This is a genomic window from Hydrogenophaga sp. L310 (assembly GCF_055703065.1).
In genome coordinates this window covers 320359-332321 of the sequence record NZ_JBVPZA010000004.1, presented here as the reverse complement: position 1 = coordinate 332321, position 11963 = coordinate 320359, and the positions used below count along the sequence as shown (strand labels likewise).

Genomic DNA, 11963 nt, shown 5'->3' with positions numbered 1-11963 from the left:
GACCTTGACGCCGAGAACGGCGTGCTACGGTGAAGGGAACAGCAAGACGCCCCACCCACACACTTCGCGCGTACCAGGGCAAGCACAGCGCGCAGGCAGCGCAGGCTGCCGGAGGCGTCAGGGATTCCCGCCGAACGGCCGAGACGGGCTCCGCCTGGCTCGGGGCAGTGCCCGGGTAGCCCGACGGCGCGAGCCGGGACGCACGAATCCCTGGGCCGACAAAGCGCCCTTCAGTTGCAAATACTGTATAAAATTAAGGGGTATCCACTTAGCTCCAGTCATCGTAAATGCTGGATGGATAACCAGTATTGAATGGTATGCCAGTCAGGCAAACAGTCAAGCCTTTTTCACCACGTCCCGGTACGTCACCGGTGCTGTCACGACCGCTTGTTGCAGCAACCGATAGAACAACATGCCGCGTGAGTTGGATGTGCGGCGATTGAAGCGGAACACGAACTCATCCAGGTAGGCATCCAGGTGTTCGGGCTGCACCGAGCCATGGTGTGTGCCCAGAATCCAGCGCTGCACCAGAGCCGCCACCCGATGCACGCCAGCCATCGAGACATGAGCCGGAACGTTGGAGCCCAACATGACCGTGCGCTGATGGACGAAGCCCAGGTCTTTCAATGTCAGGTAGGCAGCCGAGCCGTCGGTACGCACCTGTGCGCCAGGCTCGATAACCTCCTCCACGAACGGAATCACACAAGCAGCGGAGTCATTGGCAATGCGGCGCAGGCGGATGCGGCCGAATCCTTTGGGGTCCAGCATCTCCACGGCCATGACCACCAGCACCTTGCTCGTGCTGCTCTTGCGCCCTTTGGGTGAGATGGGGTTTCGCCTGTCTGTGATGGCCAGATAGGTCTCGTCAACTTCGACCAACCCTTTGAGCTGTTCGCGACCCGGTCGAACCATGGCACGACGAAGCCGATGCAGCATGGTCCAAGCGGTCTGATAGCTGCCCAGTCCCAGCACGCGCTGTAGACCCAACGCGCTCACGCCTTGCTTCTGATTGGTCAGGTACCAAGCCGCAGCCAGCCAAACGCGCAGTGGCGTTCGGGTCTTCTCGAAGATGGTGCCGGCGGTCACCGAACTCTGGTGTTGGCAACTCGGGCACATCAGCCGGGTACGCGTCGCACGATAGGCATCGCCTACGCAGCCGCAGCGCGGGCAGACAAAACCTTGGGACCACCGCAGCCGCTCCAGATAGGCAAGGCACGCCTCTTCGGTGGCAAACCAGTCAAGAAACTCGTTCCAAGTCTGCGGATAGTCTTTTCCGGGCGTTGGCGCTAAAGTATGGATATCCATCCAGTTATTCTGCATCTGCTGGAGCTAAGTGGATACCCCTTTTATGCATACAGTATCTGAAAGTGAACCCGCTGTCCAGCGGGGTGTTCTCTGCAGCCCCCTATTCCGGGTTGGTGGATGGGACACCACACCGGGCCGGATTTCGTGCATGAAAAACAAACATCGCCGCCGGCGGCCGGGGACTGGTGACAAAATCATTCGAAGCCACGCCACCACCCACCATGTCACCACCCGCCGGGCGCCCGGACACACCCACGAAACACCCAGAAACGCAGCGATCAAGCGGCCGGCAGTTGGCATGGAAGGCCTGGCAGACGACGGCCCGAGCGGGCCTGGTGATCGGTGTCCTGACCCTGTGGCTGGGCCTGGCGGCCTGCAGCGAGCCGCCGCTGCCCCCGCTGACCGTGGGCATGAACACCTGGCTGGGCTACGACCCGCTGGTGCTGGCGCGTGACCAGCAGCTGATCGACACGCAGCAGGTCAAGGTGGTGGAGCTGTCGTCCAGCTCTGAGACCCTGCGCCATTTCCGCAACGGCCTGCTCGATGCGGCGGCCCTCACACTGGACGAAGCCCTGCGCCTGGCCGATGAGGGTTTTGACCTGCGGGTGGTCGCCGTGCTCGACACCTCCGCGGGCGCTGACGTGGTGCTGGCCGACCCGGCCATCCAGAACCTTGCGCAGCTTCACGGCGCGGGCATCGCGGTGGAGGGCACCTCCGTGGGCGCGCTGATGCTGGAGCGCCTGCTGCAGGCGGCGGGGCTGGATCAAACCGATGTGAATGTGGTCAACATGGAGGCCCCTTTGCACCTGTCCGCCTTGCGCAGCGGGCGCGTGGGCGCGGCGGTGTCTTACGAGCCGGTGGCCGGCCTGCTGCGCGCCGCGGGCTACAAGGACATCTTCGACAGTCGCCAGATGCCGGGCGACATCGTGGACGTGCTGGTGGTGCGTGCCAGCTTGCTGCAGGCGCGCTCCGCCCAGGTCGATGCGCTGCTCGCCGGCTGGCAACGTGGACTGCTGGCGCTGCAGGAGCGCCCCGAGGCCGCGGCCCGCCTGCTGGCCCCAGGGGTGGAGATCTCGCCCGAGGACTACCTCGCCACACTCCAGAAACTGACCTTTTATTCGGCAGAGCAGTCGCTCGAACAGCTGTCGGGCGTGCCACCGGTGCTGGCGCAGGATGCCTTGCGGCTGGTGACGACGCTGCAGGCCGTGGGCATGATCAAGGTGGCGCCAGACTGGAGCCGCCTGCTGGACCCCGAGCCGGCCCTGCGCTTGCAGGCCCGCAAAGGTGGTGCATGAGCCCCCGCCCGGCCGTTCCGAAGGGTGGAGGTTTTTCCATGAGCTGGACCCGCTGGCCCCTGACCATCGCCGGTCGCTGGCTGGTGCCGCTGCTGCTGATCGTGTTTGCGTTGCTGGCCATGACCTTGCGCTACGACCACCAGATGCGCCAGATCGACCAGGATGTGTCCGTGCAGGAAAGCCGGCGCCTGCGCGAGCGGCTGAGCATCGAGCAGGCGCGCATGGACGTGCAGGCGGGCCTGGGCAACACCTTGCTGCTGCACCGGCTGGTGGGCGGTCTGGCGCTGCACCAGGGCCTGAACCAGGCCTATCTGGTCGGGCCTGAAGAGCGGGTGCTGGCCTCGCTGTCGCGGCTGGACATCGGGCAGCCGCTGAGCGCGGTGTTGTCTCGGGTGGGTGGGGCGTCGAGCCAGTTCCAGGCACTGGCGGTGGCGCCGTCGCCGTCAGCCATCGTGGTGGAGCGGCCTGATCAGCAGCCGCTCCTGACCGGTCTGGTCCCGCTGCAGGGGAACCAGCGTTTGCTGGTGCAGATGGACATGCGTTACCCGTTGGCCCTGCGCCGTGCCAGCGAGCAGACCGAACTGGTGCGGGAAGGCCTGGTGCTGCTGGCCGCGGTGGCGGTGCTGGCGCTGCTGTTGCACCTGCTGTGGTTCCGCCGCGCGCAAAGGCTGGCCCTGGCACTGACAGAAATGGGCGCGGGCAACCTGTCGGTGCGCACCGGCCTGATCGGGCGCGACGAGCTGGCGCACATCGGCGAGGCCGCCGACCGCATGGCCGCACAGCTGCAGGCCGGGCAGGACCGGTTACGGACCATGAACGAACTCGTCAACCGCTCGCCCCTGGTGGTGATCGAGCGGCGCAACACCGAGGGCTGGCCGGTGAGTTATGCCAGCGATTCGGTGCGCCAGTGGGGCTATGCGCCGACCGACTTGCTGGACGGCCAGCGGCAGTACATCGATCTCATCCATCCCGACGACGTGCAGCAGGTGAACGACGAGGTGACGCGGTACTTCGCTCACGGGCCGGACGAGTACCGGCAGGCATACCGCATCCGCAAGGCCGATGGCGGCTGGGCCTGGGTAGAGGACCACACCTCGCTCACCCGCGATGCGAGCGGCAACGTGCTCACCAGCAGCGGCATCCTGCTCGACACCACGGTGCAGAAAGAAGCCCAGCTGGCGCAGCGCGAACAGGCCGAGCAGTTGCGCATGTTCTACGAGCTGCCCTTTCTCGGCATGGCCATCTCCTCGCCGCTGGACAAGCGCTGGCTGCAGGTGAACGACCGCCTGTGCGAGATCCTGGGTTATCCGCGCGAGGAGCTGCTGGATATGAGCTGGGCGGAGATGACCCCGCCGGGCGACCTGGAGCGCAACCTGGCGCTGTTCGATGAGTTGCTGGCAGGGTTGAACAGTGGTTACCAGATGGCCAAGCGCTTTGTGCGCAAGGACGGCCGCATGGTGCACACCGAGCTCGATGTGCGCGCCGTGCGTGATCGCGACGGCCACATCCGTCAGCTGTTCTCGACCATCCAGGACGTGACCGAGCGCAAGCAGGCCGAGGCGGCGTTGCAGGACAGCGAGCGGAGCCTGCTCGAAGCCCAGGCGGTGGCGCGACTGGGCAACTGGACGGTGGACCTGGTTCACAACCAGACGGTGTGGTCGCGTGAGCTGTTCCGGTTGTTGGCCTGCGATCCCGATCGGGTCGAACCCGGCATGGACAACTTCCTGCGCGCCGTGCACCCGGACGACCTGGAGCGCGTCCGGGCCGCGGTCATGGCGGCCATGCAGCGTCCACCCGACGGGGCATACCTTTTCGAACACCGGATCGTGGTCAACGGTGAAGTGCGCTTTGTGGAGCAGCGTGGACGCGTGGACTTCGATGCCGCCGGCCAGGCCACGCGGATGTATGGCACCACCATGGACGTCACCGAACGCAGGCAGGCCGCCATGGCGCTGCAGGACTACAAGGAGATGCTCGAACAGGCCGAAGCACTGGTCAAGCTTGGCAGCTGGGCGGGCGATGCGCAGAGCCAGCAACTGACGATTTCCGATCAGCTCTTCCGCAACATCGGACTGGATCCGGCGGGGCGGATGCCGTCGGACGCGGAGTACCTCGCCCGCATCCACCCCGATGACCGGGCGATGGTGGCCGACGACATGCAGCGCATCCGCCGCGGGGAGGAGACGGGCGAACTGGTGTTCCGCACCGATCCGGGCAATGGCCCGATGCGCTGGCTGCGCCGCACCGTGCACCGCATCTCGCGCTCAGCCGACGGCGACGGCCGGGGGCCGCGCTACATCGGCACCTTGCTCGACATCACCGAGGCGGTGGCCGCCGAGGAGCGGCTCAAGCGCCTGAACCAGGAACTGGAAGAGCGGGTGGTCGAGCGCACGGCGCAGCTGCGGCAGGCCAACCTGGAACTCGAAGCGTTTTCCTACACCGTGTCGCACGACCTCAAGGCGCCGCTGCGCGGGATCGACGGCTACAGCCAGCTGCTGGAGGAGGAATACGGCGAGCGGCTCGACGACGAAGGCCGCCGGTTTGTCGAGCGCATCCGCAAGGGCGTGCAGCAGATGGGGGACCTGATCGCCGACCTGCTGGCCTATTCGCGCATCGAACGCCGTGACATGGTGCACGAGCCGGTGGCCCTGTTACCGCTGGTGGAACAGATCGTCGACAGCTACCACGCCGACATCGAGAAGCAGGGCGCCGAAGTGCGTCTGGCGATGGAGTCCTTCACGCTGCCGCTGGACCGCGATGGCATGGCGGTGGTGCTGCGCAACCTGATCGGCAACGCCCTGAAGTTCAGCCAGGGCAGCGTGTCACCCCGGATCGAGATCGGCGCCCGCCACGAGACGGGCCGGCGTATCCTGTGGGTACGCGACAACGGCATCGGCTTCGACCTGAAATACCACGACCGCATCTTTGGCATCTTCCAGCGCCTGCACCGGGCCGAAGAATTTCCGGGCACTGGCGTGGGCCTGGCGCTGGTGGCCAAGGCGGTTCAGCGCATGGGGGGTCGTGTCTGGGCGGAGAGCCAGCCCGGGGCCGGTGCCACTTTTTATCTGGAGTTTCCCGAATGAATGCTTCGGTTTCCGTGCCGCCGATCCTGCTGGTGGAAGACAACCCCATGGATCTGGATTTGACGCTGCGCGCGTTCAGCAAGAAGAAGTTCGCCAACCAGATCCAGGTCGCCCGCGACGGCGAGGAGGCGCTGGCTTTCCTGCCGCGCTGGGAGGCGGGCGAGGTTTTGCCGGCGGTGATCCTGCTCGACATCAACCTGCCCAAGGTGAACGGCCTGGAGGTGTTGCGCCAGCTCAAGGCGCACGAGCGTTTCCGCCGCATTCCGGTGGTGGTGCTGACCTCGTCGCGCGAAGACCGGGACCTCACGACCGCCTACGATCTCGGGGTCAACTCCTACATCGAGAAGCCGGTGAACTTCAGCAGTTTCATGGACGTCGTGGAGCACATCGAGCTGTACTGGTGCGTGCTCAACGAGCGACCTCTCTGACAACCACCATCCCATTCAAAAACCAAGAGGAAAGCAACAATGATCAAGATCCTGATTCCGGTGGACGGTTCCGAACATGCCTTGCTGGCGGTGCGCCACGCCCTGCGTCTGGTGAGCGCGGGTCTCAAGGCGCGTTTCGTGGTGGCGAATGTGCAGGAGACGGCCACGCTTTACGAGCTGATGGTGGCGCACGATCCGGCGGTTTTGGAACAGGTGAACGAGGCCGCGGGCCACGACCTCATGCGCTCGGCCGTGCTGATGCTTCAGGCTGCGGGGCTGCCGGTGACGCAGGACACGGCCACCGGGGACCCGGCGAACATGCTGGTTGAGATGGTGGAGCGCAACGGCTGCGACGCGGTGATCATGACCGCCCACGGTGGTGGTCTGCGCGCGGCCGTTCTGGGCTCGGTGTCGCAGGAAATGGTGCGCCTTTCGCCGGTGCCGGTCACCCTGGTCAAGCCGCCGGTGGACGAGCCTGCCGACGAGGTGGTCGACGAAATGGCTGGCGAAGCGGACATCTGATTTTTCTTGCTTCTCGCCTTCTTTGGTGAGAGGTTTGCCTGGTGGTTTGCGCCGGGTTGCGCGCCTACTGGTTGGGTGGCCGCGAACGCCGGGCGGTCAACTACGCTCATGTCCCCCGGCGGCCTGCGGCCGCCTCCTCCTTGACTTCGCTGCGTCAACCACCCGCCGTTCGCGGCTTGCGCACGGGTGGGCGCTCGTGGCGGGAATACAAATGCGCCAACCAACCGGCGTTCGCGACTGGTCTGCGTGCAGGCGATCAGGCCGGCGTATTTGCGGGCCAGCCTACGCGCCCCCAGTCTGGCGAGGCGGGGTGTTCTGCATAGCGAAGTCAAGGAGGAGGCGGCTCCAGCCGCCGGGGGACATGAGCGGCGCAGAGCGCCCCGCCTCGTCAGACCCGCAAAGGCCTTGGCGATCAACGGTTCCCAACCAATACCTTTCCCGCATCCCGCATCCCGCATCCCGCATCCCGCATCCCGCATCCCGCATCCCGCATCCCGCATTCTGAACGTCCCGGGCGGGCGAGCAGCATCGCCGTTTTCGATGGGTTTGCAGATTACGTTTAGAGAAACGTATTTACGGATGTGAAATTATCGGCTACAGTCCAACCCTGACAACGCCACCGCTTTTCCGCCAGCGGGGGTGACAACGAAGGAGCAAACACCGGATGGCCACCTACACCTACCCCACCTTCCCGTACACCGGCCCGGCCGACCTCATGCAGGGTGCGCCGCAGCGCAAACCGCTGGTGGTCATCGGCGCCGGTCCGGTCGGCCTCGCCGCCGCCATCGACGCCCGCCTGCAGGGGCTGGACGTGCTGCTGTTCGACGAAGAAGACAGCGTCTCCTTCGGCTCGCGCGCCGTCTGCTACGCCAAACGCGCGCTCGAAATCCTCGACCGCCTCGGCGTCGGCGACCCCATCGTCGACAAGGGTGTGAGCTGGAACGTGGGCCGTACCTTCCTGCGCGAAGAAGAGGTCTACCGCTTCAACCTCGTGCCCGACGCCGGCCACAAGCGCCCCGGCATGATCAACCTGCAGCAGTACCACCTGGAAGAAGCGCTGGTGCGTCGCGCCGAAGCACTCGGCGTGGACCTGCGCTGGAAATACAAGGTGGTCGGCGTCGAGCCGTTGGCCGACGGTGCGCGCGTGAGCATCGAAACCCCCGACGGCAACTTCGAGATCGACGCCGACTGGCTGATCGTCGCCGACGGCGCGCGCTCCAACGTGCGCCGCCAGCTCGGCCTGGACATCGAAGGCCATGTGTTCAAGGACCGCTTCCTGATCGCCGACGTGATCATGAAGGCCGACTACCCCGCCGAGCGCTGGTTCTGGTTCGACCCGCCGTTCCACCCCAACCAGAGCGTGCTGCTGCACAAGCAGAGCGACAACGTCTGGCGCATCGACTTCCAGCTCGGCTGGGACGCCGACCCGGAAGAAGAGAAGAAGCCCGAGAAGATCATCCCGCGCGTCAAGGCGATGCTGGGCGACGAGCGCGAGTTCGAGCTGGAGTGGGCCAGCATCTACACCTTCCAGTGCCGGCGCATGAAGAACTTCCGCCACGGCCACCTGCTGTTCGTGGGCGACGCGGCGCACCAGGTCTCACCGTTCGGCGCGCGCGGCGCCAACTCCGGCTTCCAGGACACCGACGACCTGCTGTGGAAGCTGGCGCTGGTGATGAAGGGCCTGGCGCCCGAGGCCCTGCTGGATACGTATGACGCCGACCGCACCTACGCGGCCGACGAAAACATCCGCAACTCCACCCGCTCCACCGACTTCATCACGCCCAAGAGCGCAGTCAGCAAGCTGTTCCGCAACGCGGCGCTGGAACTGGCGCGCAGCCAGCCGTTTGCGCGCAAGCTGGTGAATTCGGGGCGGCTCAGCGTGCCGGCCTTCCTGGTGAACTCGGCGCTGAACACGCCCGACGTGGACGCCTTCGAGGGCGACATGGTGCCGGGCGCACCGCTGGACGACGCGCCGGTGCGCGTGGCCGGGCAGGACGCCTGGCTGCTCGATCAATTGGGCAACCGTTTTCAGCTGCTGGCCTTTGCCGACAGCGTGGAACAGCTCGACCCTGAGTTGCGTGCGCAGGCCGCCGCGCTGGCCGGTGGAGCGATTCCGGTGGAGCTGGTGCTGGTCACCGCCCATGCGGGTGAATCGGCGGGGCTCAAGACGCTGCACGACCGCGACGGCCTGATGGCCCAGCGCATGGATGCGCGTCCCGGCACCTGCTACCTGATGCGCCCCGACCAGCACGTGGCCGCGCGCTGGCGCCGGTTCGACGTCGCCGCCGTGCGCGCCGCGCTGGTCTGTGCGACCGCACAGACCACCCCTGAAACCGTGGCGGCCTGAACACCACCCGAGGAGACACAACATGCCCCTGCAACTCCAGCCCAACCTTGCCGAACCCGGCCAGCGTTACTTCCGCGATTTCACGCCCGGCGACGACTTCTACGAAGCCCTGATCGAGACCCACCGCGACCTCAGCGACGAGCAGAGCCAGTTGCTCAACGCCAAGCTGATCCTGCTGCTGGCCAACCAGGTGGGCGACATCAGCGCCCTCAAGCAAGCCCTCGCCATCGCCCGCGAAGGCGTCTGAAACCATTCACCCGAAGGAGAACACCATGTCCAACATCCGCAAGATCCACCACGTCGCCTACCGCTGCAAGGACGCCAAGACCACCGTCGAGTGGTACCAGAAGCACCTGGGCATGAACTTCGTGCTCGCCATCGCCGAGGACCAGGTGCCCTCGACCCACGCACCCGACCCCTACATGCACCTGTTCATGGACGCGGGCGGCGGCAACATCCTGGCCTTCTTCGAACTGCCCAACGCACCCGAGATGGGCCGCGACCCGAACACGCCCGACTGGGTGCAGCACATCGCGCTGGAAGTGGACACGGTTGAAGAACTGGAAGCCACCAAGGCCAGCCTCGAAGCCGCCGGCATCCCGGTGGTCGGGCTGACCGACCACACCATCTTCAAGTCGATCTACTTCTTTGACCCCAATGGCCACCGCCTGGAGCTGGCCGCCAACACCGCCACGCCCGAGATGATGAAGAAGCTCGACGAGGTGAAGTGGGACATGCTCAACGAGTGGGACAAGACCAAGCGCGCCCCCAAACACGCCGCCTGGATGCATGAAAAAGAGTTCACGGCGGGCTGACACCCGATTTCGCCGTTGCCGTTCGTCGGCACCGCTGACCCGATCCTGAGGCAGGCCCGGGCCGTCGCCCGCCCCTCAGGCCACCAGGCAATGCGCCACGGCGTCCTCGTCCCATTCGATGCCCGTGCCCGGTCGGTCGGACACCACGGCTTCGCCGAGCTCAATGCGCAGCGGCGACTGCAGCACCGGACAGGCCCAGTCCACATACTCCAGCCAGTGGGCGGTGGGCGTGGCGGCCAGCAGGTGGGCGCTGACTTCGGGAAACAGGTGGCTGGAGATCGGCATGCCGGCGGCCTCGGCCAGGGCAGCGGCCCTCAGCCAGCCCGAGACGCCGCCGATCTTCATGGCGTCGGGCATGCCCAGGTCCGAGGCGCCGGCCGCCAGGCTCTTGGCCATCTCGTGTGTGCCCCACCAGTTTTCGCCCATCTGCACCGGGATGCGCGTCCGGCTGCGGATCTGCGCGTGGCCGCTGTAGTCGTCGGCCAGCGTCGGCTCTTCCACCCAGTGCAGGTCTTCGTCCTGCAGCGCATCGGTGCGCCGCACCGCCTCGGCCACCGACAGGATCTGGTTGTAGTCGGCCATCAGCGCCACCCGCTCGCCGATGGCGCGCCGCACCGCCCAGACCACCTCGACGTCGGTCCGTGCCTCGACATAGCCGAGCCGGACCTTGATGGCCTCGAAGCCATGGACCAGCAGGTGCTCGGCTTCGGCGGGCGCGTCGTGGCTGCCGATCATGCCCAGCCCGCAGCTGTTGTAGGCCGGCACACGGTCGCGGTCGGCACCGAGCAGCCGGGCCAGTGGCAGTCCCTGCGCCCGCGCCTGCGCGTCCCAGGCCGCCATGTCGATGCCCGCCAGCGCCATGCCCGTCACGCCCTTGAGCCCGAGCAGGCGGAACATCCCCTGCAGCTTGCGCTCCAGCGCCAGCGGGGCCACCGGGTCGCCCTGGATCAGCGGCGACAGGTTTTCCAGCAGCTGCACCACCGGCTTGAGCACCAGCGGCGTGTAGCAGAACAGGTAGGTGTGCCCGCTGATGCCCTGCTCGGTGAGCAGGTCGATCAGGGCCAGCGGTGCGATCTGGATCGTGCCGCTGCTGGTGCGCAGCGGCAGCGGCATGGGCACATGCACCGCGCGCACGCGCAGTTCACGGACGGTCAGCAAGGCGGGTGTGTCCATGGGCGTCTCCAGTGGTGGGAACCGTGGCGCGATGGCCGGACTTCGGAGTGGGACGTTAAATCCGGTCGAACGGCGGGTCAAGTGCCACGGCGGCCGGGCGCCCGGAGCGCAGGCCGAAAACCGGCATGACCCGACGAAGACCTGCTGCTCGCCTGGCGCCACCAGCCGGGACCACGGTGGCGGGCCGGCGCTGGCGCCGCTGGGCCGACGCGCTGCGGGGGTAGAAGGGCGCGCTACCATCGCGCGCATGACACCAGCCCCGCACCACACCAGCGCCCTCGTCCTCTTCTCGGGCGGGCAAGACTCCACCACCTGCCTCGCCCACGCGCTGGCGCGCTACCCGCGCGTGGAAACGCTCGGCTTCGACTACGGCCAGCGCCACAGCGTGGAGCTGCAGGCGCGCCTGGTGGTGCTGCGTGAGCTGCGTGAACGTTTTCCCACCTGGAGCGAACGCCTGGGTGAAGACCATCTGCTCGACCTCGCCGTGCTCGGCAAGGTGAGCGAAACCTCGCTCACGCGCGACATGGCCTTTCGCATGGAGGAGAGCGGCCTGCCCAACACCTTCGTGCCCGGGCGCAACCTGCTGTTCCTCACGCTCGCCGCCGCGCTCGCCTACCGCCGCGGCATCCAGGTCATCGTCACCGGCGTCTGCGAGACCGACTTCAGCGGCTACCCCGACTGCCGCGACGACACCATGAAAGCCCTGCAGGTCGCGCTCTCGCTCGGCATGGACCACCGCTTCCTCATCGACACCCCGCTGATGTGGATCGACAAGGCCGACACCTGGCGCATGGCCGAAGAGCTGGGCGATGCCTCGGGCGTGGCTGGTGGCGGGCAGGCGCTGGTGGACCTGATCCTGGAACACACGCACACCTGCTACCTGGGTGACCGTGAGCACCGGCAGGACTGGGGCTACGGGTGCGGGAGCTGCCCGGCCTGTGAGCTGCGGGCCAAGGGGTGGGCGGGGTACATCGGAGCGTGAAGACAAGGAAGCG

10 protein-coding genes are annotated in these 11963 nt (G+C 66.5%); 8 read left to right on the top strand and 2 right to left on the bottom strand.

What is annotated here, in order from left to right; genetic code table 11:
• Positions 1 to 336: 336 nt before the first annotated feature.
• Positions 337 to 1305 (bottom strand): IS1595-like element ISAisp8 family transposase, encoded by a 969-nt coding sequence (locus tag AC0GNO_RS10275; RefSeq protein ID WP_034693535.1) that lies wholly within the window; start codon positions 1303 to 1305, stop codon positions 337 to 339.
• A 221-nt stretch (positions 1306 to 1526) separates the two neighbouring features.
• Between AC0GNO_RS10275 and AC0GNO_RS10270 the strand changes: the two genes are divergently transcribed.
• From AC0GNO_RS10270 to AC0GNO_RS10240, 7 genes are all read left to right on the top strand, one after another.
• Positions 1527 to 2600 (top strand): ABC transporter substrate-binding protein, encoded by a 1074-nt coding sequence (locus tag AC0GNO_RS10270; protein ID WP_472903923.1) that lies wholly within the window; start codon positions 1527 to 1529, stop codon positions 2598 to 2600.
• A 38-nt stretch (positions 2601 to 2638) separates the two neighbouring features.
• Positions 2639 to 5683, top strand: a complete 3045-nt coding sequence (locus AC0GNO_RS10265; protein ID WP_472903922.1) for a PAS domain-containing protein — start codon at positions 2639 to 2641, stop codon at positions 5681 to 5683.
• Positions 5680 to 6111 (top strand): response regulator, encoded by a 432-nt coding sequence (locus tag AC0GNO_RS10260; RefSeq protein ID WP_472903921.1) that lies wholly within the window; start codon positions 5680 to 5682, stop codon positions 6109 to 6111. Before AC0GNO_RS10265 ends, AC0GNO_RS10260 begins: the two co-directional genes overlap by 4 nt.
• 39 nt (positions 6112 to 6150) lie before the next feature.
• Positions 6151 to 6633, top strand: coding sequence for a universal stress protein (locus AC0GNO_RS10255; protein ID WP_472887048.1), 483 nt, complete (start codon positions 6151 to 6153; stop codon positions 6631 to 6633).
• A 664-nt stretch (positions 6634 to 7297) separates the two neighbouring features.
• Positions 7298 to 8980: an FAD-dependent oxidoreductase gene (locus tag AC0GNO_RS10250; RefSeq protein WP_472903920.1), complete on the top strand. Its 1683-nt coding sequence runs from the start codon at positions 7298 to 7300 to the stop codon at positions 8978 to 8980.
• Positions 8981 to 9002: 22 nt separating this feature from the next.
• Positions 9003 to 9227, top strand: coding sequence for a DUF2783 domain-containing protein (locus AC0GNO_RS10245; RefSeq protein WP_210829631.1), 225 nt, complete (start codon positions 9003 to 9005; stop codon positions 9225 to 9227).
• A 25-nt stretch (positions 9228 to 9252) separates the two neighbouring features.
• A complete protein-coding gene (locus tag AC0GNO_RS10240) occupies positions 9253 to 9795 on the top strand; it encodes a VOC family protein (RefSeq protein WP_472887050.1) in 543 nt (180 codons plus the stop codon).
• A 75-nt stretch (positions 9796 to 9870) separates the two neighbouring features.
• Here AC0GNO_RS10240 and AC0GNO_RS10235 read toward each other — a convergent pair whose 3' ends face one another.
• Entirely contained in the window at positions 9871 to 10968 is a 1098-nt protein-coding gene (locus AC0GNO_RS10235; protein ID WP_472903919.1) for an enolase C-terminal domain-like protein, read from the bottom strand.
• A 247-nt stretch (positions 10969 to 11215) separates the two neighbouring features.
• On the opposite strand from AC0GNO_RS10235, the gene queC reads away from it, so the two are divergent.
• Entirely contained in the window at positions 11216 to 11950 is a 735-nt protein-coding gene (gene queC / locus AC0GNO_RS10230) for a 7-cyano-7-deazaguanine synthase QueC (RefSeq protein WP_472903918.1), read from the top strand.
• Positions 11951 to 11963 lie beyond the last annotated feature (13 nt).

Coding starts and splice junctions, on each gene's coding strand:
- AC0GNO_RS10265 (WP_472903922.1), top strand. CDS start 2,639: ATGAGCTGGACCCGCTGGCCCCTGACCATCGCCGGTCGCTGGCTGGTG.
- AC0GNO_RS10275 (WP_034693535.1), bottom strand. CDS start 1,305: ATGGATATCCATACTTTAGCGCCAACGCCCGGAAAAGACTATCCGCAG.
- AC0GNO_RS10260 (WP_472903921.1), top strand. CDS start 5,680: ATGAATGCTTCGGTTTCCGTGCCGCCGATCCTGCTGGTGGAAGACAAC.
- AC0GNO_RS10235 (WP_472903919.1), bottom strand. CDS start 10,968: ATGGACACACCCGCCTTGCTGACCGTCCGTGAACTGCGCGTGCGCGCG.
- AC0GNO_RS10250 (WP_472903920.1), top strand. CDS start 7,298: ATGGCCACCTACACCTACCCCACCTTCCCGTACACCGGCCCGGCCGAC.
- AC0GNO_RS10255 (WP_472887048.1), top strand. CDS start 6,151: ATGATCAAGATCCTGATTCCGGTGGACGGTTCCGAACATGCCTTGCTG.
- AC0GNO_RS10240 (WP_472887050.1), top strand. CDS start 9,253: ATGTCCAACATCCGCAAGATCCACCACGTCGCCTACCGCTGCAAGGAC.
- AC0GNO_RS10270 (WP_472903923.1), top strand. CDS start 1,527: ATGTCACCACCCGCCGGGCGCCCGGACACACCCACGAAACACCCAGAA.
- AC0GNO_RS10245 (WP_210829631.1), top strand. CDS start 9,003: ATGCCCCTGCAACTCCAGCCCAACCTTGCCGAACCCGGCCAGCGTTAC.
- queC (WP_472903918.1), top strand. CDS start 11,216: ATGACACCAGCCCCGCACCACACCAGCGCCCTCGTCCTCTTCTCGGGC.